We start from the raw sequence: 23,971 nt of genomic DNA, 5'->3' as shown, positions 1-23,971 counted from the left end.
TTAGTTATACATTGGCATAAAACCCTTATGGTATGTTTTATTAATTCTCAGCTTTGGAATAGTCATGCAAGCCACAGAAACACCTGATAATGAAACACAGCGTTTGGCGGCCTTGCATGCTTTACAGGTACTCGACACCCCTCTCGATACGGCTTTTGAGCGTATGACGCAATTGGCCCGTGACCTGTTTGATGTGCCTATTGCGCTGGTTTCATTAGTCGATCAAGAGCGCCAATGGTTTAAATCGCACCAGGGACTTGATACCTGTGAAACCAGCCGGGAAGTCTCTTTCTGCGCCCATGCCATTGCACTTGATGCGCCACTGGTGATCGAAGATACGCTTCACGACGAGCGCTTTAGAGATAATCCACTGGTCGGCGACCTGCCGCATATCCGCTTTTACGCAGGTTACCCACTACGGCCATTAAATGGCATGCCGGTAGGCACACTGTGTATCATTGATCGCCAGCCTCGCGTCTTCAGCGAGCGTGACTTAATGTTACTCGGTAGCTTGGCCGGTCAAGTAGAAGAGCTATTACACCAGCATAAGCTGCAGGTGGACCTTACCCATACCGCGCGCCGTTTTGAGGCGCTATTCAACAAAAGCGCCACCGCCAAGATACGTATTGATCACGCGGGCCTGATTATTGGCATCAACCCCTTCGCACTGAACCTCCTCGGTTATGAAGAGAGCGAGCTACTCGGAAAAAATGTCGCTGTCCTTACGCCCCCAGACATTAGCTCACAGCACGATTCGTTTATCGCCCGCTATATTGCTGGTCACGAGCCCAAAGTCATTGGGCGTGGCCGTGAAGTCGAGGCATTACATAAAGAGGGGCGTTACATACCGGTTCATCTCGCGATTAATGCCATCCACGATGATCACGGAAAAGTGGTCGAGTTTTTAGGCGTTCTCACCGATTTAACCGATGTTTACAACGCCAACCGCAGAATACGTAAAGAGCAGAACTTGCTCAAAGTGCTCCACCAGGGCGTTACCGACTATCAAGCATTAATGTCGGGAAAACGCCTATGGACCTTCTTAATGGAGGCGCTTCGCGACCTTACCGACAGTGACTACGCGCTGATCGGTGAAGTAATGCCCACCACGACCACCAATGCGCTTAAAATCCATGCGATTACCGACCTGTCCTGGAGTGAAGAGTCTCGCCTCCTGATGGAGCGACTGCGTAGCGGCGATATGACCCTCACCAACCCCAAATCGCTGCTTGGCCGCGTATTTGCGTTTGGCGAAGTGATTATGACCGATGACGTTTATAGTCACGTCAAACGCGGCGGTTTCCCCCCGGGTCACCCACCGCTGCATAATTACCTGGGTGTACCCATATTCAGCGGCGAGCGGCTGATCGGCATGTTTGCCATCGCCAATAGTAAACAGCCGCTCAATCAGGCACTGCTGGATTGGTTGCAGCCGTTTACCGATACCTGTGCTCTGCTGATCAACCTTTACAGCCAAATGGCAGAGCGCGAAGAGGTCACCAAAGATTTGGCTAACGCCAGAGATCAAGCGGAAATAGCCAATCAGGCTAAAAGCGAATTTCTCTCCTCGATGAGCCATGAGTTGCGCACCCCGCTCAATGCCATCATTGGGTTTTCTCAATTGCTAGCCAAAGGACGGCGCGACCCACTGACTGAAAAGCAGCAGCGCCAAGTAACACAAATTGAGAAAAGCGGGCTTCATTTACTGAGTTTAATTAATGAGGTACTCGATCTCGCCAAAATAGAAGCAGGTCATCTGACGCTATCCATTGAGGCAATCGTAGTGGCCAACGTGATTGACGATGCTTGCAGTACGCTTGAGGCCAACATTGAAGCGGCGGGTATTACGTTACTTCGCACACCCCACCCTCCCCACTGGCAAGTCAGCGCGGATTACACCCGCACCAAACAAGTGCTGCTTAACCTGCTCTCCAATGCGATTAAATATAATAGTCATTACGGCACTATCGAAATCGCAGTAACGCAAGAGAGCGATGAGCTATGTATTAGCGTTACCGATTCGGGAAAAGGGATTGCTGCCGAGCGCCAACATGAGCTATTTGAACCGTTTAATCGCCTCGATGCCGAGCAGAGTACAACGGAAGGCACGGGTATCGGCTTAGCCATCACCCGCGAACTCATTGGTCGGATGCAAGGGCGCATCGGTGTGGAAAGCGCACCAGGAGAAGGATCCAGCTTCTGGTTTACGTTACCTATCAACGAACAGAGCCTACCGCAAGAAAACGTGCTGCCTAGTGAAGTCTCAGAAACCGCCAACGAGACTGAGCACATCTTCCAGCTGCTTTATATTGAGGACAATCCAACTAACCAACGGTTGATGGATGACATTATAGAAGACTATCCCAATATTGAGCTTCAGACGGTGTCCAGTGCAGAACTAGGGCTTGAAATCATGCGTCACTCGCCGCCTGATTTAGTGTTAATGGATATTCATTTACCCGGTATGAATGGCTATCAAGCGTTAGCGGAGATACAGAACACCCCCGAACTCCAGCATATTAATGTGATTGCCCTGTCGGCCAATGCGATGGATCGCGATCTTCGCTATGGTTTAGCCGCCGGTTTTGCTGATTACCTGACGAAACCCATCGATATCGAGAAGCTAAGCCGTACGCTTCACCAGTTTTTACCGACTGTGTTAAGGAAGGTGCCATGAGCCTTACCGAAAAACACCTGTTAGTTATTGATGACAACACGGTTAATATCGAATTATTGCTCGACCTACTTGACGAGTATGGCTTCGAGAATGTTCACGGTATCAATGATTCACGGGAAGTGCTTGGCCACTGTCAGTTGCAGATGCCTGACCTGCTACTGCTGGATATCCGTATGCCCTACTTAGACGGCTACGCGGTTATTGAGCAGTTGAGTGCCCACTTTGAAGAGCAGATGCCCCCGATCATTGTGCTCACCGCGCAAATCGATGATGCCACCCGTCAACGCGCTCTCGCTTTGGGCGTTCGTGATTTTATCACCAAGCCCTTTAAGCAGGATGAAGTCCTGCAGCGTATACGCAATACGTTGAACATTGAGCACCGCTATCAAATACGCGATAAGCAGGTCGATACGTTAGAACTGACGGTCGCTAAACGCACCCAAGAGCTTGATAGCCAGTCACGCACTGACTCGATTACCCAATTACCTAATCGCCGCGGATTAAGCCAGGCATTGCAAGCGGCTGCACTTCAAGCCTCCAGCACAGGGCTATTGTTTATTGCGCTCGACAAATTAGATGATGTGGTGCGCCTGCACGGCTACCGGGTCGCCGACCAACTGCTGCGTCACATTAGCCAGCAGCTGCGACAACAGCTCAGCGCTGATTGCCTGCTTGGTTTATGGGGTGGCAGCGAGTTACTGGTCATCACGCCAACGGCAGACTCTGCCAAGCTGATGCAACTGGCTGAACAGCTACTGGGCTGCTTTGAGCAAGATCAGGCATTGGATGAGCTGCTGCTTCCTCTTAGCGCACGTATCGGGATTAGCGGTGAAACGGGCTATTTTGAGACTGAGCGCCTGGTGCATATGGCTGCCTTAGCGTTGCCGCCCCAAGGGTCGCTACGCGTACAATGTTATACGCCAGCGATTGAGGAGAAGCAGCGCCATCAGCTACATATTCAGCAGGCGATACGCGGCGCCACCGAACGGGGTGAAATGTCGCTCGCATTCCAGCCCAAACTATCGCTGGCCGATCACAAAATTATAGGCGCAGAAGCGCTCCTTCGCTGGCACCATCCAGAGTTCGGTGCTATCTCCCCTGGTGAGTTTATTCCCCTGGCAGAAGCCAGCGGTGATATTCTTGCCATCGGGGATTGGGTGCTCAATGAGGCGATGCGCTACATCACCCTTTGGCGGGCGCAAGGGCTGCTCAATGATGACTTCCATATTGCCGTCAATGTTGCCGCACGCCAGCTAACGCGTAAAGACTTTGCCCAACAGCTACTGGCGCGGCTTGAAGAGCAGCAGATCCCCCAGCGCTTTTTTGCTCTGGAAGTGACAGAATCCGGGCTGATGAGCGATATGGATCACGCTCGCCAACAGCTCGCGCAGCTGGCCAAAATGAATATAGCTGTTGCTATTGATGATTTTGGTACGGGCCAGTCGTCGCTGGCGTATATTAAAACGCTGCCCTTCTCGACACTCAAAATCGATCGTGCCTTTGTGATGGATCTTGAAACCAGCGCCATTGATCGCCAACTGGCGCAAACGATCACCCAGCTTGCACATAGTGTGGGTTGCGATGTGGTGGCAGAAGGCATCGAAAATTCCGCCCAAGCGGCGTATTTAAGCTCAATTGGCTGTGAGGCTGCACAAGGTTACTTTTACGCTCGCCCGCTGCCTGCCGAGGCCTTTGTGACCTGGTGCAGCGAATGGCAGCCGCTTCTTTCTACTTCTCCTAGGGAGGCCGTTAATGGCTCATGACTTACTTGACCGCTTACGCGAACGTTTAGAAGAACTCAACCGCTCGGAGCGTAAAGTCGCCAATGTAATTCTTGAGGACCCGACGGTCGCTACCAGCCTTAGCATTGCCAGCTTAGCGCAAGCGGCAAGCGTTAGTGAGCCCACGGTTAACCGTTTTTGCCGCAACTTTGGCGCCAAAGGCTACCCTGATTTCAAAATCAAACTCGCTCAGAGTTTGGCCGGAGGCACGCCCTATGTCACCCGAGCCGTGGAGCCCGGCGACACCGCCACCCAGTACACCCAAAAAATTTTTGGCGCCACCATAGCCGCACTAGACGAAGCACAGCGTGAAATCGACATGGCCGCCATCGAGCGCATGGTCGACTACCTCACCCAGGCAAAACAGATCCACATTTTTGGTTTGGGCGCTTCTGGCGCAGTGGCCCAGGATGCCCAACACAAGTTCTTCCGCTTCAACCTGCCGGTGATGGCCTACATAGACGTGCTGATGCAACGCATGGTCGCCGCCGCCTGCCATACCGGTGATGTGGTAGTGATTATCTCCTACACCGGCCGCACCCGGGAACTAGTGGATATTGCCCGCTTGGCGAGGGATGCCGGCGCCGTGGTTCTGGGCATCACCGCGCCCAATTCACCGTTAGCGCATGAGTGTACTGCCACGCTTGAAGTGGCCACGCCCGAAGACACCGACCACTACATGCCGATGACCTCGCGGGTAATCCAATTAACGCTGATTGATGCGCTGGCCACCGGAGTGACCCTGAGGCGTGGTGAAGACTTCTTACCCCACCTCAAGAAAATCAAAGACAGCCTGCGCGACACCCGCTTTCCGGTGGAAAAGCCCGGCAAGTGAGTAGTGGGTGTTTACTCACTGACGGCGGTGGTGACGGTAATTTCCACTTTCAGCTCATCAGCTGGCAGCGGTGCGCACACGCAGGTGCGCGCCGGGGCGTAGCCTACCGGTACCCAGGCGTCCCATACTTCGTTCATGGCAGCAACGTCGCTGCCGTCTTTTAGGTAAACCGTCGCGCTAAGCAACTGTTCACGGCTTGAACCAATCTCTTTCAGTAGCGCATCTACCCGCGCCAGCATGCTTTCGGTTTGCGCGGTAATATCGCCATTACGGGCCTCAGGGCCAGCCACTTGACCACACAAATAGGCAACCCCTTGGTGAATCACCGCACGGCTCATGCGGGCTTTCGTATCGTGGCGCTGAATCGTCATAGTGCAAACTCCCAATAAGTAGAAAAAAAGCAGTCTAAACCGCTTAGCTTACCTTTGACCATGCCAAAAGCATTAAGGCTATCAAAGCCGATCGGTAGGCACCGGGCGATGTTCAAAGACCCGCCGCAGGACAAAGCTGGTGTGCGCCCCCGTCACGCCTTCAATCCGGTTGATCACGTGCAGGAGCAGGTGCTGATAGTCATCCATATCGCGCACCAGAATCTTGAGCTGAAAATCCGCCGCCTGACCGGTAATAATCAAACACTCAATGACGTTGGGTATCTCGCGAATATGGCGCTCAAAATTATCGAAGCGCTCCGGCGTGTGCTGATCCATGGAAATATGCAAAAGCGCCATCAGTTGATAACCCAGCTGGCGGGAATCTACCTCGGCACGGTAATGCAGGATTAAGCCATGCTCTTCCAGTGCCCTCACCCGGCGCAAACACGGCGAAGGTGAAAGCCCAATGCGGTCGGCCAACTCCTGATTACTGATACGCCCCTCCTGCTGCACTATATCCAAGATATGACGATCGAAACGATCCAACACCAATGGCGACACGGACATAACAGGCAGCTCCTACCAAAATAGTTAATCAAAACGATATATTATGCCAATTATGTTCTTGTTAACCCTATCTTCGCAAGAACCTAGCGCGGCAAACCTTTTACACTAAGGAAGCTGCCAAAAGCAGTGAACACGTTAGCACGGTCGCCACAAGCAGCCGACTCAATCACCCAGCTACGATTAGGAAACCACCATGTCTGCTTTTGATCATCGCAAATATCGCCCTGCGCCCCGTGTGCCTGCCTTCAATCGCCAATGGCCGGATCGTGACCTTGATCACGCCCCGATCTGGGTGAGCGAAGACCTACGCGACGGTAACCAGGCGTTACTTGAGCCGATGACCGTTGAGCAGAAACAGCGCTTCTGGCATCAGATCGTTAAAGTAGGTATCAAAGAAGTCATGGTGGGCTTTCCTTCGGCCAGCCAACCGGACTACGACTTCGTGCGCTGGCTGATCGAAGAGGATCAAATTCCCGATGACGTCACCATTGCGGTGCTGGTGCAGTGTCGCGAACACCTGATCGAAAAGACCTTTGCCTCGCTGGTAGGCGCCAAACGCGCCATTGTTCACCTCTACAACTCCACCTCAACGGTTCAGCGCGAACGTGTCTTTGAGATGGATCGCGCCGGTATTGTGGATATCGCGGTACAGGGCGCCACCTGGGTTAAGACCTACGCCGACCGTTACCCGGACATTGACTGGCGCTTTCAGTACTCACCGGAAAGCTTTTCCAGCACCGAAATCGATTTTTCCCTGGAGGTCTGCGAAGCAGTCTTGGATGTTTGGCAGCCAACGCCGGACAACAAATGCATTCTCAACCTGCCGACCACGGTGGAAGTGGCTGGGCCGCACCATCACGCCGACCAGATTGAGTACTTCTGCCAGCACATCAGCCGCCGCGACAGTGTGATCATCTCGGTGCATACCCACAACGACCGCGGTGGCGCTGTCGCCTCCGCCGAGCTTGCCCTGCTGGCCGGTGCCGAGCGGGTAGAAGGCACCCTGCTGGGCAATGGCGAGCGTACCGGTAATATGGATATCGTCACCCTGGCGATGAACCTTTATAGCCAAGGCATTGATCCTGAGCTGGATCTTTCCAATCCTGATGAAATCATTCAGGTCGTCAACGAGTGCACCGGGATTGCGATTCACCCACGCCACCCCTGGGTGGGCGAGATGGTCTACACCGCTTTCTCAGGCAGTCACCAAGATGCGATCCGTAAATCACTCAAGCACCAGAAGCCCGACGAGCCGTGGCAAGTGGCCTATTTGCCCATTGATCCCCATGACATCGGTCGCGACTATCAGGCCGTCATTCGCGTCAACAGCCAGTCCGGTAAGGGGGGCATGGCCTTCCTGCTGGAACGCGATTACGGCATTAACCTGCCGCGTTGGATGATGCTGGCCTTGGCGCCTTACGTGCAGCAAGAGAGCGAAAAACGCGCCAGCGAACTCTCCAGCGAAATGATTCGCCAGGTGATGTTTGATCACTTCACCCAGGAAGCACCGCTCTCGCTAGTCGACTACCGGCTTTCCAAGGGTCAGCAGGAAGGCATTGAAGTCACGCTGCAACAAGGTAGCGAAACGCTACGCCTTTCAGGCAAGGGCAACGGCGCGATGTCCGCGTTTACCGATGCGTGGCAACGTCACTCCGGCAGCAGCGTAGGCATTATCGATTACAGCGAGCACTCTCTCGGTGCCAGCAGCGAGGCCAATGCCATTGCCTTTGTGCAGCTTAATATCGATGGTCAGCGGCTCTGCGCGGTAGCCGAGGACAGCGATACGGTAAGTGCATCGCTCAAGGCGATCATCGCGGGTATCAATTTCACCGATCAAACGGTGGCAAAGGGATTATCTTCCAAGGAAGCAGAGCTGACGCTGTAACCGCCGCTGCCACCTAAACCTCAACTGGCGATGTAGCCTGACTCAAGCAGGGATTCATCTACGTCGCCAGCAAGCGTATCGAAGACAAATATTGCACACCCAGCTCTACTTTCGGTATTTCTCACATGGATTAGCGCAAAATCAACACCGGCAGCTGCGCTTTACGCAGCATCGCGGTGGTAGTACTGCCGACCAATAGGTGGCGAATTCGCGAGTGGCCGTAGGCCCCCATCACCAACATATCAATGCCGTTCTCTTGTTTGTAAGCACGTAGCGTTTTTTCTACTTCGCCAGAGCGGATGGCCCCTTCGGCAGTGTGACCGGCCTCGCGCAGTGTTTCTAATGCCCAGGCTAGCTGCGAGCGGTTTTCTGCGGTTTCCGCACCCACAATCACCACGTGGCAGGTGGCGCCCTCAAATAGTGGGCTTTTAGCCAGCATTTCCACGCCTTTACGCGCGGTGTTACTGCCATCGAATGCCATCATCACGTTATGCGGCTGGGTAAACTGTTTCGGCACCATAAGAATCGGCCGGTGCATTTCCCGCACCACACGCTCAAGGTTGGAGCCTAAATGGCCGCTGGCTTGGTGCGCCGTTTCGCCCCGCTTGCCGACTACCAGCAAGCGCACCTCTTTTTCGTTCTCGACTAACGTTTCCACCAGCGTACCGTTGCGCTGCAAGCACTGCGGCTCGGCAACGCCCGCGCTTATCGCACGCTCTTTGGCGGCGTCTAACAGTAGTCGCCCGCGTTCACGGGAGACTTTGGCATGCTGCTCTTCTATACCCGAGAGTTTTTCCAGCAGGTGCTCTCGGGTACCTAATCCTAGGTTACCGGTTAAATCCGGCTCGGTTACCTGGGCGTGATGATTATCGACGGTGTGGATAAAACTAAGCGGCGCATTCAGCGCTTTAGCGGCCCAGGCCGCATAATCACACACACCTTCTGAAAACTGAGAACTATCGATAGCGGCCAACACGCGATCTGACATGGAGTACTTCTCCTTGAGCGGGGGCATCAACATTGTTGTTATATTCTCGACCTTTTCTACACCAACTGATTGACGTGCGACACCCTAAAACGCTCTTGCGTGCTTCGGACGCTATAAAACGCACATGCTAAACTGGGCGGCCTATTTATTGAGCGCCTAAGGGGGAAGCATGAGTGATGGCTTAACAAGCGTACTGTTAGTCGCACTCGGCGGCGCGCTGGGTGGCATGGGGCGGTTTGCGGTTTCCAATCTACTGGCCCGCTATCTCGGTAAGGCCTTTCCCTGGGGAACCCTGGCGGTTAATGCCAGCGGCGCGTTTCTAGCGGGCTGGCTACTCGGCAGCCTAGGTATCGCCAACGCCCCCTCACCTTTATGGCTGTTCACTGTCGCCGGTTTACTGGGTGGCTACACCACCGTTTCTTCTTTTAGCTTGCAGACCATCGAGCTATGGCAAGGCGGCCAGCAACTGCGCGCCAGCGTGAATGTAGGGGCCACGCTGCTGTTTGGCTTAGCCATGGTCACCTTTGGCTGGTTGTTATCAGGCGCTTCTCTGTCAGGAGCGAACTTATGAGTGCCTGGAGAGCGTACCTTGCGGTGGGCATCGGCAGCGGCGTCGGCAGCGTGCTACGTTACGGCGTTTCGCTGTTATCGCAGGCGGCATTAGGGGGTTATTTCCCGTGGGGAACACTTATCGTCAACGTGCTGGGTTCTTGTTTAATCGGCTGGTTGGCTGCCACCTTCTCGCGCTCACCCCACAGCCCACTCGCGCGTTTGCAACCGTTACTGGTCGCCGGGTTTTGCGGGGGCTTTACCACCTTTTCGCTGTTTAGCTTAGAGACGCTGTATCTGGTGCAGGTGGGCAAACCAGCTATGGCGCTGGTTTATATAGTGGTCAGCCTGCCGCTTTGGCTGGGTGCCGCCGTTGTGGGTGAACGCATGGCGCTTTCTCGTTAGCAAAACCGTCAGCCAAAGGATGAGCCAGTATGCGCGATCAGATGGAACAGTATCAGTCTTGGCTCTATCTGGTATTCATTGGCTTGGGTTTAGCACTAGGCATCGGGGCGCCGGGATTTGCTCAGCGCCTAGCGCCGTTAGTATGGCCTCTATTAGGCATACTACTGTATGCCACCTTTACTCAAATCCCCTTACTGAACATTGCCCGCAGCTTCACTGACAAGCGCTTTATGGCGGCGTTACTAACCGGCAACTTTATCGCCATTCCCGCTTTTTTAGCGCTTTTCGTTTTGTGGCTACCGCTTTCTTCCGCAGTGCTGGCAGGCGTTCTGCTGGTACTGCTAGTACCCTGCACCGATTGGTTTATCACCTTTACGCATTTAGGCAAAGGCGATGCCGCCCGGGCGATGGCTGCCACCCCGCTACTGCTGCTGGTGCAGATGGTTGCGCTACCGATTTATCTTTGGCTGTTTTTAGGCAGTGAATGGTTTCAGTTAACGCTTTCTAAAGAGCTACTGAGTGCCTTTACCGGCCTTATTATTACGCCGTTAGTGCTCGCTTGGCTGACTGAATACCTAGCCCAAGGCCGCCGCAGCATTAAACGCAGCGTTGCCTGCCTGGGGCTGCTGCCCGTGCCGCTATTGGCGCTGGTGGTGTTTATGATTGCCGCTTCGCAGGTTCACACTGTGATCGAGCTTAGCGAGGTGTTGGCTCAGGTCGTCTTTATCTTTATCGGTTTTTTACTCTTCGCGGCACTGCTGGGCAAAGGGCTAGGCAAGCTGTTTGCATTGCCCACCGCTAGCGCCCGAACCCTGGCCTTTAGCTTTGGCACGCGTAACTCCTTTGTAATGCTGCCTATCGCCCTGACGCTACCCAGCGCTTGGCAGGCCGCGGTAGTCGTGATTGTGTTTCAATCACTCATCGAACTCTTTGGCATGGTGGCATTCTTACGCTGGGTGCCTAGCAAGCTATTGCCAGAGAAAATACATTAACTGATGCGGTGATAGCCCCCCAACACCCCCTGCTTGCTCATCACCAACTGCCAGAGATGGATTTCCCGAGCGCGGAAAGCACCAGCGCAGCTTAATAAATAGTAGCGCCACATGCGATAAAACCCCTCGCCATACTGGTCTTTAAACGTCGGCCAGTGAGCCTCAAAGTTTTGATGCCAAGCCATCAGCGTACGGTCGTAATCAGCCCCAAAGTTATGTACATCCTCTACCACGAAAAGCGCTTCAGCAGCGTCCGTGACTTGCCCCATGGTGGGCAGCTCCCCATTGGGGAAAATGTACTTATCAATCCAGGGGTCGGTGACCGTATTACTTAGATTTTTGCCAATGGTATGCAGCAAAAACAGCCCATCATCTTTTAAGCAACGGTTGGCGACACTCATAAATTCACGATAGTTTTTATGCCCCACGTGCTCAAACATGCCGATGCTGACAATGCGGTCAAACTGCTCGTGCTCATTACGGTAATCCTGCAAGCGAAACTCAACCGGCAGGCCTTTTTTGATCAGCCGCTGCCCGAACTCGGCTTGCTCCTTAGAGATCGTAAGGCCCACGCATTCAACGCCGTAATGCTCGGCAGCGTAGGCCATAAAGCTTCCCCAACCGCAGCCGATATCCAGCACGCGCATACCTGGTTTCAATTGAAGTTTTCGACAAATGAGATCTAGCTTGGCTTCCTGGGCTTCATCCAACGTTTGAGCATGTTTCCAGTAACCGCAGGTATACGTCATGCGTTGATCAAGCATGGCAGCATAGAAGTCATTACCCAGATCGTAATGCTTTTCGCCCACTTCCCATGCGCGCTTAACGGTTTGGCGATTCAGCAGGCGCGAACGTAACGAGTAATACACTAGTTGGGTAGGCTTGATACGCTGCCCAAGCTGAGCACGCATTAAGCGGTAAAACAGCTCGTCTAGTTGCGCAGCGTCCCAATCCCCTTTCATATAGCTTTCGCCAAGCCCGAGGTTACCTCGCGAAAGGGCGCTATCGATAACACCGGGTGCTTTTAGCTGTATGTCCCAGGATCGTCGGCCATCCAACTGAATATCGGCTTGGGCCAGCAACTCGGCGACAAAACGATGGGAAGGAGAGGCTTCATCGAAGCCAACAGGGACTGTTCTCTCTAAGGTAGGCATATTCAAGGCAGGCTCCTCGCACTATTCCAGTGTGTGAATAGATAACAACCTGACTATCAGCATAGAACCGCATTGCAACATTAGCATTGTTAAATAAGCCACCTTAACGCTAATTAAATACAAAAAAACCGGCCACTCAAATTACGAGGGCCGGCTGCAGAGAAGAAGTCGCAATGCGAGCTAAACGGTGATGCGCTGCTGTTTAGTGAGCCTTAGCGCAAAATCAGTACCGGTATGCGGCTACCACGTAGCATGGCCGTGGTTGTGCTACCTACCAGCAAGTGGCGAATACGCGAGTGCCCGTAGGCGCCCATCACCAGCAGGTCAATGCTGTGCTCTTTTTCGTAGGCTTGCAGGGCTTCATCTACCTCGCCAGCACGAATAGCGCCTTCGGCCTGGTGGCCAGCTTCACGCAACGTGCTTAACGCCCACTCAAGCTCGGAGCGGCGTTCAGCCGTTTCTGCACCCACGATCAGCACATGGCACTCGGTGCCTGCAAACAGCGGCGAACGGGCCAGCATCTCGACGCCTTTTCGGGCGGTTTTGCTGCCGTCAAAGGCTATCAATATCTTTTCAGGCCGCTTGAAGGTTTTCGGCACCATCAGGATCGGGCGGTGCAGTTCACGCACCACCCGCTCAAGGTTAGAACCCAGATGCCCACTGGCTTGGTGGGCGGTTTCACCGCGCTTGCCCACTACCAGCAAACGTATGTCTTTCTCAAGCTCTAACAGGCTTTCCACCAGGGTGCCATTGCGCTGGCGCGTGGCGGGGTCGCTGACCCCATCTTCTATTGCGCGCTCTTTGGCGGCTTCCAACATCAACTTGCCTTGCTCGCGATTCACCTTCGCGCGCTGCTCATCAAGTTCGGAAAGCTCTTTCATCAGCCGTTCGCGGGCGCCGAAACGCAGGTTGCCGGAAAGGTTCTGCTCTTCGGGTACGCCTGAATGATTGTCGACCACATGCACAAAGGTTAACGGTGCATCCATGGCCAAGCTTGCCCAGGCGGCGTAATCGCAGACGCCTTCTGAAAACTGGGAGCCGTCAATAGCGGCTAATACTTGATCTGTCATGTTGCGCTCCTTGCGTTGGTTAGTGGCCGCCCATCAATTTTTCAACCGCTTCGGGGTCGTTATGAACCGCATAGCGATCCACTACCGTCGCGCTGGCCTCGCTCAAACCAACAAGCTCTACTTCAGTACCCTCACGGCGAAATTTAATCACGATCCGGTCCAGCGCTTGTACGGCAGTCACATCCCAAAAGTGTGCACGGGAAAGATCAATCGTCACTTTCTCGATACTTTCCTTGAGATCGAAAGCGGCCGTGAAACGCTCAGAAGAGGCGAAGAACACTTGGCCGACTATTTGATATTCACGCTCTTTGCCCGCTTCGATCTCTTTTGAACCGATGTAGAGAATGTTGCCCACTTTGTTAGCAAAGAACAGCGCCGCCAACAGCACACCGACAAATACGCCGATAGCCAAGTTGTGTGTGCTAACCGTGACCGCCACAGTAGCCAACATGACGATATTGGTGCTTAGGGGGTGTTTTTTCAGGTCCCGGATCGATTCCCAGCTAAAGGTGCCGATTGATACCATGATCATTACCGCCACCAGCGCCGCCATGGGTATCTGCGACACCCAATCTGACAGGAAGACCACCATCATTAAGAGCACCACGCCAGCAATCAGCGTCGATAATCGCGTCCGGCCACCGGACTTAATATTAATAACTGATTGACCGATCATGGCACAGCCAGCCATGCCGCCCATCAGCCCGGCACCTATATTGGCAATCCCCTGCCCTTTACACTCGCGATTTTTATTACTCGGTGTATCGGTCAGGTCATCCACAATGGTGGCGGTCATCATCGACTCAAGCAGGCCCACCACAGTCAGCATCAACGCGTAAGGTAAAATAATCCATAGTGTTTCCAGATTCAGCGGCACGCTGGGCCACAGAAAAACAGGCAGCGTATCGGGCAGTTCACCCATATCACCGACACTGCGGATATCCATCCCACTAATCATATAGACCGCGGTTAGCACCACAATGCAGACCAACGGTGAAGGAATCGATTTACCGATGACGGGTAAATAGGGAAACAGATAGATAATGCCCAAGCCCGCCAACGTCATGGCATAAACATGCCAGGTCACGTCGGTCAATTCCGGCAATTGTGCCATGAAGATCAAAATCGCCAGCGCATTCACAAACCCGGTAACCACTGAGCGCGACACGAAGCGCATCAAATCCGCGAGTTTCAGGTAACCGGCTATAATCTGCAGTACACCGGTAAGCAGCGTTGCCGCCAGTAGATATTCAAGCCCATGTTCGCGCACCAGCGTCACCATCAGTAACGCCATAGCGCCGGTTGCCGCTGAAATCATGCCGGGACGACCACCGGTGAAGGCAATAATCACCGCGATACAGAAGGAGGCATAAAGACCAACTTTGGGGTCAACGCCTGCGATGATTGAAAAGGCAATCGCCTCGGGAATCAGCGCAAGGGCGACCACGATTCCCGAGAGCGTGTCGCCTTTAATATTGGAAAACCACTCTTGCTTACTATAGAGAGACATTCAGGGAGTCCATGGCTGGAGGTTAAAATAGTACAAACCCTCGACGCGACACAGTGGCGCACGCAAGACGCGCGGTATCAGACTAATGAGCCAGTGCTGGAGCAATCTAAGGTTCGGCCCGCCAATCGGCGGAAGAATGGCAATAGCATGCCGTAACGCCATGACAACGCAATTAACGTGTCTAGACGTATCGCTTGGGGAGGGGGAAACCTAGGGCGGAGTCATCAGCCCTGAAGTGGGTAATGCTTGTGTTGAATTTGAAAAGGTCATTGCCGTTATGCCTTGCTGTCAGAAGAACGCTATATTTAATCGCGTTGTAATAAGCCGCCGCATTCTAGCAGCAATTATTGTTGACTGCACCCGCCCTACACCCTTTGCAGGGTGCCCTCTAGGTTCAATTTGGCGTACCATTGCACCGCTAAAAGAGACATTTAATCCCAACTTTTCACGTTGAAGCGGCACGCCATTCCTTGCCCCATAAGCATGCCGAATAAGCCTGCCGATTAAAGAGGAGCAGCACATGAGCCAATCTATTGCAGTCATCAAAGGCGACGGTATCGGCCCCGAAATTATGCAGGCCACGCTACGAGTACTCGACGCGTTAGATTGCGGCTTGAATTACCAACATATTGACGCCGGCCTGGGCGCGCTTGAAAAGCACGGCACGCTGATTCCCCAGGAATCGCTGGATGCCATCGAAAAATACGGCATTGCCCTAAAAGGCCCGCTGACCACGCCGATTGGTAAGGGCTTCTCCTCAATCAACGTACAGCTACGCCGCCACTTTGATCTTTACGCCAACGTGCGTCCGGCGATTAGCTTCCCCGGCACCCGCTCGCGCTACGACGATATCGACATGATCACCGTGCGCGAAAACACCGAAGGCGCCTACCTTTCCGACGGTCAGGAAATGATCGACGACGGCAATACCGGCATTTCGGTAATCAAAGTTACCCGCAAAGGCTCAGAGCGTATTGTGCGCTACGCTTTTGAGCTGGCCAAAAACAACGGCCGCAAAAAAGTCACCGCGGTACATAAAGCCAACATCATCAAAACCAGCTCTGGGCTGTTCTTGGACGTGGCGCGTGAGATCGCCAAAGAGTACCCCGAGATCGAATTTCAGGAGATGATCGTCGATAACGCCTGCATGCAACTGGTGATGAACCCGCATCAGTTTGATGTGGTGGTCACTACCAACCTGTTTGGCGATATTCTCTCTGACCTATGTGCAGGTCTAGTGGGTGGACTGGGCCTGGCGCCTGGGGCGAATATCGGCGAAAAAGCGGCAATCTTTGAAGCCGTGCACGGCTCCGCGCCAGATATCGAAGGCAAAAACATTGCTAACCCCTGTGCCCTACTGCTGGCTGCCGCGCAAATGCTCGATCACCTGGGCATGAACGAGAAAGGCGACGCTATCCGCCAGGGCATTCGCACCGTACTGGAAACCCGCCGCGATATGGTTACCCCCGACATGGGCGGCACCGGCAGCACCGATTCCTTTGCCCAGGCGTTGGTCGAGTACGTTCAAGGCTAACTAGAGGGTTTAAACGTCGTTAAAGCGGTAACGCAATAAATGCAACGCATTGAGGGTGACCAGCACAGTTGCCCCGGTGTCCGCCATTACAGCGACCCACATCCCCGTAATCCCCAGCGCGGTAGAGACCAGAAACAGCGCTTTAAAGCCAAGCGCCAAGGCCACATTGGTTTTAACATTGCGCATGGTGGCCCGGGAGAGCGCAATCATTTCGGCAATGCCCACTACGCGGTTTTTAAGCAAAGCGGCGTCGGCGGTTTCTAGCGCCACATCGGTGCCGCTGCCCATCGCAATACCTACTTCCGCTGCCGCGAGCGCCGGTGCGTCGTTAATACCATCGCCCACTTTACCTATCGGCCCAAGACCTTGTGCCTGCCACTGGCGCACACGCTGGGCTTTGTCTTCGGGCATCAGCTCGCCTTCAGCTTCAATGCCCAACTGCTCACCAATGGCGGCCACGGTGCGGGCGTTGTCTCCACTGAGCATCACGGCCTGTACGCCTAGGCGCTCAAGCGCTTGAAGTCCTTCGCGAGCATCTTCACGCGGCTCATCACGCAGGGCGATCAGACCTAACGGGCGCTCGTTCTCTCTGTCTACTTCGATCAAGACGGCCACGCTTTTGCCCTGCGCTTCCAGCGCGGCAATGCGCTTATCGCCTTCACTGGTGGGCCTGTTGAAACGTTGCAAGTAGCGCGGACTTACCAGCATTAACTCACGCCCATCCACCCGCCCAGCAACGCCATGCCCTGCTAGCGCATGGGCACCTTGCACAGTAGGCAGCGGAGCATCCTGCTGCCGGTGAAAATAATCACTAATCGCCACGGCGAGGGGGTGGCTCGAGCCCTGCTCCAGCGCAGCGGAGAGACGCACTACTTCATCCCGACTGTTTTTATCAACACTGCCGTCAGTTTCAAAGCTCTCCACATCGGTCACCGAGGGCGTGCCTGCGGTGAGCGTACCGGTTTTATCCAGCGCGACGCGTTTCAGCTTGCCTAACTGCTCTAACACCGCGCCGCCTTTCATCAACAGGCCATGACGAGCGCCCACCGACAAGCCTGCTGCAATGGCCGCGGGAGTCGAGATTACCAGCGCACAGGGGCAAGCGATCAACAGCAGCGCCAGGGCGCGGTAGATGGATTCCGACCACAGCATTGGCGACACCAGCGGCGGTATAATAGCGACCAGCAGCGCTACTGCCACCACCGCAGGCATGTAGTAAAAAGCAAAGCGGTCGATAAAACGCGCCACCGGTGCTTTCGCCGCCTGGGCCTCTTCCACCAGCTTGATCACTCGGGCAATCGTGTTGTTTTCTGCACTTTTAGTTACCTCGACCTCCAGCACGCCGTCTAGGTTGACGGTGCCCGCAAACACCCCCTCCCTTTCGCCACGCTCACTCGGCACCGATTCACCATTGACTGGCGATTCATCAATTGAGGAGCATCCCGCCATAATGAGCCCATCGCAGGGTAACCGGTCGCCTGGGCGTACTTGCACCCGCTGGCCGGGCTGAAGCGAAGCGGCAGCGACGTCACGAATATTGCCTTGCTCCATTAATCGCGCGGTAGAGGGCGTCAGCTTAGAAAGCGCGGAAATACTGCGCCGCGCCTGGGCGGCGGCAACGCCTTCCAGCATTTCCCCCACCGCAAACAGAAACACCACGACCGCGGCTTCGGCGGCGGCGTTAATCGCCAGCGCCCCAATGGCGGCAATGCTCATCAGCATCTCAATGGTGAAGGGGTTCCCCATCTTCAACGCCTGCCCAGCACGCTGGACAATCGGCACAAGGCCAACCACCGTCGCGACGACAAACGGCCAAGTGCCCAGGCTAGGCCAGGCAAATTTAAGCGCCCAAGCAAGCGCCAGCAGTACCCCACTAACAAGCACTAAACGCCCTTTAGGCGTTTTCCACCAAGGGGTACGTGTTGTCGCTTCAGCCGTGTTCGCCGACTCATCAATTACCTGGTAACCCAGCGCAGTGATGGTCGACTCTATCTCGGCATGGGGCAGCGTTTTCCCAGGCAGCGCGGTCAATCGCACCGAGCCGGTAACAGAACTCGCGGAGACTTCTTCGACATGATGTAAGCGCGTTAGCGCCGCTTCGACTTTACGCTCGCAGCCGCCACAATCCATGCCCTGTACACGCAGGGTGGTGGGCGTGGGCGTCGCTTGAGGGGTCTTGTCTTGCGTGGTTTTAGTAGGGGGCGTATGACTCATCGCATGGAACTCCCAGTTCGACTATCTTAAGAACAGCGTAATACCTGTAGCGACTAGAGGTTCAAGCAATGAAAGAACATTCCCCAGCGCTCTCCCCCACTGAGCGCTACATTGGCATTGGTGAATTGGCACGTGAGTCCGGCTGCAAACCGGAAACGGTGCGCTATTACGAGCGCATTGGTCTACTGCCTTCAGCACCGCGCAACGAAGGCAACCAGCGCCGCTATACGGCGTCGGCTGTCCGTCGATTAACGTTTATTCGTCATGCGCGGGATTTTGGCTTTTCGGTTGAGGCGGTACGGGAGCTTTTACAAATGGCGGATTATCCCGCCATGCCTTGCGAAGAGGTCGACACCTTGGCCAAACATCACCTAGCCGAAGTAGAAGCACGGCTTGCGCGGCTAACCGCGGTGCGCGATGAGCTGCAGCGCATGATCAATCAGTGCGCGGGAGGCAATATTGGCCAGTGCCATATTATTGACGTGCTGAGCGACCATCGCCTGTGTGAGCACTCTGGCCCCCACGGTGGCGCGGATGTCATCGGTTAACGTGAAGTTAGCCCAGCCACACATCCAGAAATAGCATAATCACCAGCCCCATCGCCAAACCAAAGGTGGCTTTCTTCTGATGGCCGGATCGGTGGGTTTCAGGAATGATTTCATGGCTGATCACATACAGCATGGCGCCAGCGGCAAAGGCTAAGCCCCATGGCAGCAATATTTGCGAAACGCTAATAATACTGGCGCCAAACAGCCCACCAATGGGTTCGATCAAGCCGGTTAGCGCAGCAATCGACCAGGAGCGCCACTTCGAGTAGCCCTCGCCCATCAACGCAACCGCGACGGCTAGCCCTTCCGGCATGTTCTGCAGGCCAATGCCGATCGCCAGCGGCATGCCGCCTTCTAGCCCATTGGCGCCAAAACCGACGCCCACCGCCATGCCTTCTGGCAGGTTGTGAATGGTAATGGCAAATACAAACAACCATACCCGGCGCAGTGATGCAGCCGCTGGCCCTTCGCGCCCCTGGGCAAAATGCTCATGGGGAAGATGCTCGTTAAGCAGCGCAATCGCGCCCATGCCCAACAAAATAGCGGTACACACAATCGCGGCGGGCACGGGGCCACCAGAATAATAGATTTCAGCGGCATCCAGCGCGGGAATAATCAGCGAAAAGAAAGACGCCGCCAGCATCACCCCAGCGGCGAAACCCAACGCCAAATCGCGAAAGCCACGGCTGGGCGCTTTGCCTAGCAGCACTGGTAATGCGCCTACAGCCGTTAGCAGCCCGGCCGTTAAGCTGCCTAAAAACCCTAATAACAACGTATTTTCCATGAACAACATAAACCCGGTTAGCAATTAGCAAGACATAAAACAGAACGACACGTTGTTGTCTAGGTTTTGTACCAAAAGTCGCGGGAGAAAGGCTAAGCGAGGCCAAAACCGGCGAACATCACTTCGCCCGCCTCACTCTGCATTGAGCATCGCCAACGAGTCAATTAACACCTAGGCCTGGCGGTCTCAATAACAAAGCCGCCTTCTCTTCCGCTATATGTAAAATTTCAATTACAATGTGTTAATAACATTATGTGCTATATCGCTACAAAAAAGTGATTTTACACCGAATGTCTATTATGATTTGCATAACTATACAAGCCCTATACGATCGAGACATTTTATAAATGCTAAGCCTTCACCGCCATTCACCTCAACATAGCGCCCTATTGCAACATACTGCCTGTATTTCATTCACCCCTGCTGGTGAGATTAAAGAGGCAAGCCCTCTATTTTTGAACGCTGTGGGCTACACGCTCGAGCAGGTTAAGGGACAGCATCACCGTATGTTTTGCTTTCCTGAAGAAACCAACCAGCCCGAATACGCCGCTTTTTGGGAAACACTCGCCGCAGGCTACAGCCAGCAGGGGCGCTTTCGGCGCTTAAACGCTGAAGGGAAAGAAATTTGGCTTGAAGCGACCTATATACCCATCAAAAACCGGCGTGGAAAAGTTATACAAATATTTAAAGTCGCTAGCGACGTTACAGACAAACATCAAAATGCGGCGCGTGAGCGAGCCATTCTTCAGGCTCTGAATAGCTCTATGGCAGTGATTGAATTCACTCCAGATGGGTATGTGCTGGATACAAACAGTAATTTTGAACAAACAATGGGCTACGCAGCTGAACAGATAAGAGGTGTTCATCACCGTCAATTTTGCCCTGATGCGTTTTACCAGCAGCACCCTGATTTTTGGGAGCAGTTAAGCCGTGGCGAACTGAAGCAGGGTAAATTCGAGCGCATTGATGCCCGTGGTAACACCATCTGGCTGGAAGCTACTTATAATCCAATCCACGATGAGCAAGGAAAAATCATCAAAGTAGTCAAATTTGCCACCGATATTACCCGCTCAATTCAAGCCTCAGAAGCAGCGCATGTCACGGTTAATACGGCGCAAACTTCATCAACACAGACTGAAAAAATAGCCCAGAGCGGCTTAATCCACCTCAAACAAATACTTGAGGATTCAGAACAAGCCACACACACGCTCAACGAGGCACAGAGCTTAATAGCAGCCCTTAATCAACAAGCTGATCAAATTAATAAAATCACCGCCTCAATTGCGCAAATTGCCAATCAGACCAATCTGTTGTCACTTAATGCGGCGGTAGAAGCAGCGCGAGCCGGCGAGCAAGGCCGCGGTTTTGCGGTGGTCGCGCATGAAGTACGCCGTTTAGCCAAGGGCTCCAGCGAAGCGGTTGAAGAAATTACCCGAGTGCTTAAAGACAACAGTGCATTGGTGGAACGCACTACGCATGCTATGCAGCAGGTGGTGGAACAGGGCAAATCGAGCCAAGCCAGCGTGGGCGAAATTGAGGTCATTGTGAATGAAATACTGATTGGTGCGCGCAGTGTGTCAACGTCTATTGAGCAGCTAGCGTTGGAATCTCCTCGCTGATCCAATAAAAAAGCCAGCACTGATGTACTGGCTTTTTTAGCTTATACCACGCTGTTAACGCAGGGGCGTTTTGCGCAAATAGGGCAGGATCGTTTCGTATTCGCCATATTTCTGTTTGGCGTCTTCATCAGAAACGCTAGGGGGAATAATGACGTCTTGCCCTACCATCCAGTCAGCCGGAGTGGCAACACCGTGCTTCGTGGTGGTTTGCAGTGCATCCAGGGCACGCAGAATTTCAGCAAAATTACGCCCCACGGTCATGGGGTATGTCATCGAGAGCTTCAACTGCTTATCCGGCCCGATAATAAATACCGAACGCACCGTGGCACTGTCTGCCGGCGTGCGGCCATCAGGTAAATAGGCATCTTCAGGCAGCATATCGAATAGCTTGGAAACAGTCAGGCTATCGTCGGCGATGATAGGAAAATCAACATCGCTGCCGGAGACGTTCTTAATGTCGGTGCCCCAGCGTTTGTGGTCTTCCACGCCATCTACCGATACACCAATCACCTTGGTGCCGCGTTTTTTCCACTCTTCGCTCAGGGTGGCAACAGCACCAAATTCCGTCGTGCAGACCGGGGTAAAGTCTTTGGGGTGTGAAAATAGGATAGCCCAGCTATCGCCAATCCATTCGTGAAATTGAATCGGCCCCTGGCTAGTCTCCGCTTTAAAATCAGGCACGACTGCATTGATACGTAATGACATTGCTTTCCTCCTTATTGGACGTTGAACGCCCTAATACTTTATTTGTCTTTCAACGCCTTCACTATAGATCATTCAGTGCTAAGACAGCCAGTGGCAAGACAACGTTCACTCTGTATGGCCAAGCCCAGTATAAAGGCGTAAAACCCTAACGATAAAACGTACAACGGCGCCCTAAGGCGCCGTTGCATAACAATAAGCTGTAAAAGGATTACTCAGCCGCTTTGGCGTTTTTATCATCCCGCTTAACGCGCTTGATCCACTGCTGTTTCGCGTAGTGGCGCAAATTGGCTACATTGTCGGTCTCATCGACAATGTCCTGCCCCAGAATGGTTTCGATAATATCTTCAAGCGTAATCAAGCCGACAAAGGTGCCGTGCTCATCATAAACCACCCGCATATGCAGGTGATCTTTAAGCATCGAGGTAAACACCTGCTCTACATTATTTGAAACATCCACGCTACCAATCGGGTGCATCAGCTCACGCATCGTTTTGGCATCGTCTGCATGGTACATATCAGCTTTATGCACATAGCCAAACGCCTGCTCGCCGTTATCCATCACGGGAAAACGCGTAAACGGTGCTTTGCCATACTGCTCATCAAACGCGGAGACGGTCATATCAGGCAGCACCGTGACACACACGGTACGTGGCGTCATCGCTTTGCTCACCAGGATATCGTGCAAGTTGAGCATATTGATGATGGTGCGTGACTCATCCGCATCCAGCACGTTCTCCTCCAAGCCCACGCGCGCGAGGACTTTGATTTCATCGCGCAGGTCGACATCGTGCTCTGACTTGCCTAGGCGGCGCGTAATCTGTTCTGACATCCAGATAAAAGGCAGCAAACCCATAATCATAGGATTTAACAGGCGTGGCAGAAACGGCGATAAACCGCGCCAGTACGTTGCGCCAATGGTTTTTGGGATAATTTCCGACAAGATCAAAATCAGCATCGTCATCACTGCCGACACAATAGCGATAGAGGCTTCACCAAATACCACGGCCGCCTGAGCACCCACAGCGGTTGCCCCCACAGTATGAGCGATAGTATTGAGCGTCAAAATCGCCGCGAGTGGCCGGTCGATATTGGCTTTTAGGCGCGTAAGCGAGGCATGCAACTTGGGATTATCTTCTTTCTGCTTAGCAATATAGCTGGGTGTAATCGAAAGAAGCGCCGCTTCAAGGATGGAACATAAGAACGAGAACGCGATTCCTGGATTCATAGAATAAGCGCAGCACTTTGGACCACAAGGTAGAGGCAGGAGGGCCAGCGCCGGTACCCTCTCTGCTTTACCTACCAAAGTGAAGCAGAGCATGGGATACCGACAACTGACCCAGATCCAACGATACCAAATTTTTGCCTATCTTGAGACCGGCATTAGCCAGCGAAAGATAGCTAAGGCCATTGGTGTCCATAGCAGCACCATTAGTCGCGAGATAAAGCGCAACGGTCTGACCAGTGGTTATGCGCCTGAACAGGCTCAATCGGCAAGTGATCAGCGCCGACGCACTGCCTGGAAAGTGACGAAGCGGCTGCCCAGCCTGATTCGCTGGGTCACTGACCAATTGATGGACGAATGGAGCCCTCAGCAAATCAGTGGCTTCATGGCCAATGCCAACGGGGTCTGCGTAAGCCATCAATGGATCTATGCGTTAATCTGGGACGACAAGAAGCACGGTGGAACATTATGGAAACGGCTCCGACTGCCACGCCAGCGGCGCTACCAGCGCCAATTGGCTAAGCGGGCGGGGTTAGGCAAAATCCCGCACCGAGTAGGCAT

At 53.7% G+C, this 23,971-nt stretch carries 21 protein-coding genes; 11 read left to right on the top strand and 10 right to left on the bottom strand.

Going from position 1 to position 23,971, the window contains the following annotated elements; translation table 11 throughout:
* Positions 1-64: 64 nt before the first annotated feature.
* From V8L70_RS00105 to V8L70_RS00095, 3 genes are read left to right on the top strand one after another with little or no spacing between them, the layout of a single operon-like run.
* Complete coding sequence (locus V8L70_RS00105; protein WP_101145205.1) at positions 65-2,677, top strand: ATP-binding protein; 2,613 nt, start codon at positions 65-67, stop codon at positions 2,675-2,677.
* A complete protein-coding gene (locus V8L70_RS00100) occupies positions 2,674-4,440 on the top strand; it encodes a two-component system response regulator (protein ID WP_101145204.1) in 1,767 nt (588 codons plus the stop codon). Before V8L70_RS00105 ends, V8L70_RS00100 begins: the two co-directional genes overlap by 4 nt.
* Positions 4,430-5,293, top strand: a complete 864-nt coding sequence (locus V8L70_RS00095) for a MurR/RpiR family transcriptional regulator (protein ID WP_008956315.1) — start codon at positions 4,430-4,432, stop codon at positions 5,291-5,293. The genes V8L70_RS00100 and V8L70_RS00095 overlap by 11 nt, the downstream gene beginning before the upstream one ends.
* A gap of 11 nt (positions 5,294-5,304) precedes the next feature.
* On the opposite strand, the gene V8L70_RS00090 is transcribed toward V8L70_RS00095, so the two are convergent.
* Together V8L70_RS00090 and V8L70_RS00085 are read right to left on the bottom strand one after the other, a co-directional pair.
* A complete protein-coding gene (locus tag V8L70_RS00090) occupies positions 5,305-5,664 on the bottom strand; it encodes a RidA family protein (RefSeq protein WP_101145203.1) in 360 nt (119 codons plus the stop codon).
* 81 nt (positions 5,665-5,745) lie between these two features.
* The gene (locus V8L70_RS00085) at positions 5,746-6,231 is read right to left on the bottom strand and encodes an Lrp/AsnC family transcriptional regulator (RefSeq protein WP_008956313.1); all 486 of its coding nucleotides are present in this window, start codon (positions 6,229-6,231) and stop codon (positions 5,746-5,748) included.
* Positions 6,232-6,424: 193 nt separating this feature from the next.
* Between V8L70_RS00085 and V8L70_RS00080 the strand changes: the two genes are divergently transcribed.
* Positions 6,425-8,116 (top strand): 2-isopropylmalate synthase, encoded by a 1,692-nt coding sequence (locus tag V8L70_RS00080; RefSeq protein ID WP_101145202.1) that lies wholly within the window; start codon positions 6,425-6,427, stop codon positions 8,114-8,116.
* A 130-nt stretch (positions 8,117-8,246) separates the two neighbouring features.
* Here the strand turns inward: V8L70_RS00080 and V8L70_RS00075 are convergent, their stop codons facing one another.
* Positions 8,247-9,104, bottom strand: a complete 858-nt coding sequence (locus V8L70_RS00075; protein ID WP_101145201.1) for a universal stress protein — start codon at positions 9,102-9,104, stop codon at positions 8,247-8,249.
* A 169-nt stretch (positions 9,105-9,273) separates the two neighbouring features.
* Between V8L70_RS00075 and crcB (V8L70_RS00070) the strand changes: the two genes are divergently transcribed.
* The 3 genes from crcB (V8L70_RS00070) to V8L70_RS00060 are packed head-to-tail and all read left to right on the top strand — an operon-like array spanning position 9,274 to position 11,050.
* On the top strand, positions 9,274-9,675 hold the full coding sequence (gene crcB / locus V8L70_RS00070) for a fluoride efflux transporter CrcB (RefSeq protein WP_101145200.1): 402 nt from the start codon (positions 9,274-9,276) through the stop codon (positions 9,673-9,675).
* Entirely contained in the window at positions 9,672-10,058 is a 387-nt protein-coding gene (crcB, locus tag V8L70_RS00065) for a fluoride efflux transporter CrcB (RefSeq protein WP_101145199.1), read from the top strand. The genes crcB (V8L70_RS00070) and crcB (V8L70_RS00065) overlap by 4 nt, the downstream gene beginning before the upstream one ends.
* Before the next feature lie 29 nt (positions 10,059-10,087).
* Positions 10,088-11,050 carry an arsenic resistance protein gene (locus tag V8L70_RS00060; RefSeq protein ID WP_101145198.1) on the top strand — a complete coding sequence of 321 codons (963 nt, stop codon included), beginning with the start codon at positions 10,088-10,090 and terminating at the stop codon, positions 11,048-11,050.
* Here the strand turns inward: V8L70_RS00060 and cfa are convergent.
* The 3 genes from cfa to V8L70_RS00045 all read right to left on the bottom strand — a co-directional run bounded on the left by cfa (position 11,047) and on the right by V8L70_RS00045 (position 14,784).
* On the bottom strand, positions 11,047-12,210 hold the full coding sequence (cfa, locus tag V8L70_RS00055) for a cyclopropane fatty acyl phospholipid synthase (RefSeq protein WP_101145197.1): 1,164 nt from the start codon (positions 12,208-12,210) through the stop codon (positions 11,047-11,049). The two genes, V8L70_RS00060 and cfa, sit on opposite strands and share 4 nt — an antisense overlap.
* 206 nt (positions 12,211-12,416) lie before the next feature.
* Positions 12,417-13,274, bottom strand: a complete 858-nt coding sequence (locus tag V8L70_RS00050; protein WP_101145196.1) for a universal stress protein — start codon at positions 13,272-13,274, stop codon at positions 12,417-12,419.
* Between the two features lie 19 nt (positions 13,275-13,293).
* Positions 13,294-14,784 (bottom strand): SulP family inorganic anion transporter, encoded by a 1,491-nt coding sequence (locus tag V8L70_RS00045; RefSeq protein ID WP_101145195.1) that lies wholly within the window; start codon positions 14,782-14,784, stop codon positions 13,294-13,296.
* Between the two features lie 520 nt (positions 14,785-15,304).
* Between V8L70_RS00045 and V8L70_RS00040 the strand changes: the two genes are divergently transcribed.
* Positions 15,305-16,318: an isocitrate dehydrogenase gene (locus V8L70_RS00040; protein WP_101145194.1), complete on the top strand. Its 1,014-nt coding sequence runs from the start codon at positions 15,305-15,307 to the stop codon at positions 16,316-16,318.
* Between the two features lie 9 nt (positions 16,319-16,327).
* Here V8L70_RS00040 and V8L70_RS00035 read toward each other — a convergent pair whose 3' ends face one another.
* Positions 16,328-18,532, bottom strand: coding sequence for a heavy metal translocating P-type ATPase (locus V8L70_RS00035; protein ID WP_101145193.1), 2,205 nt, complete (start codon positions 18,530-18,532; stop codon positions 16,328-16,330).
* 68 nt (positions 18,533-18,600) lie between these two features.
* Between V8L70_RS00035 and V8L70_RS00030 the strand changes: the two genes are divergently transcribed.
* Entirely contained in the window at positions 18,601-19,080 is a 480-nt protein-coding gene (locus V8L70_RS00030) for a MerR family transcriptional regulator (RefSeq protein ID WP_101145192.1), read from the top strand.
* Between the two features lie 7 nt (positions 19,081-19,087).
* Here V8L70_RS00030 and V8L70_RS00025 read toward each other — a convergent pair whose 3' ends face one another.
* Positions 19,088-19,864, bottom strand: coding sequence for a ZIP family metal transporter (locus tag V8L70_RS00025; protein ID WP_336268464.1), 777 nt, complete (start codon positions 19,862-19,864; stop codon positions 19,088-19,090).
* A gap of 347 nt (positions 19,865-20,211) precedes the next feature.
* Here V8L70_RS00025 and V8L70_RS00020 point away from each other — a divergent pair, with 347 nt between their 5' ends.
* Complete coding sequence (locus V8L70_RS00020) at positions 20,212-21,483, top strand: methyl-accepting chemotaxis protein (RefSeq protein ID WP_008956300.1); 1,272 nt, start codon at positions 20,212-20,214, stop codon at positions 21,481-21,483.
* Between the two features lie 54 nt (positions 21,484-21,537).
* Here the strand turns inward: V8L70_RS00020 and V8L70_RS00015 are convergent, their stop codons facing one another.
* On the bottom strand, positions 21,538-22,188 hold the full coding sequence (locus tag V8L70_RS00015; protein WP_008956299.1) for a peroxiredoxin: 651 nt from the start codon (positions 22,186-22,188) through the stop codon (positions 21,538-21,540).
* 208 nt (positions 22,189-22,396) lie between these two features.
* Entirely contained in the window at positions 22,397-23,413 is a 1,017-nt protein-coding gene (locus V8L70_RS00010; RefSeq protein ID WP_101146735.1) for a CNNM domain-containing protein, read from the bottom strand.
* Positions 23,414-23,504: 91 nt separating this feature from the next.
* On the opposite strand from V8L70_RS00010, the gene V8L70_RS00005 reads away from it, so the two are divergent.
* On the top strand, positions 23,505-23,971 hold a 467-nt coding region (locus V8L70_RS00005), incomplete at its 3' end, for a helix-turn-helix domain-containing protein (protein ID WP_336268463.1).

Source organism: Vreelandella arctica (assembly GCF_037070215.1).
Classification (GTDB): domain Bacteria; phylum Pseudomonadota; class Gammaproteobacteria; order Pseudomonadales; family Halomonadaceae; genus Vreelandella; species Vreelandella arctica.
Note: the sequence above shows the minus strand (reverse complement) of the source record. Positions and strands in the feature narration are given on the sequence as shown.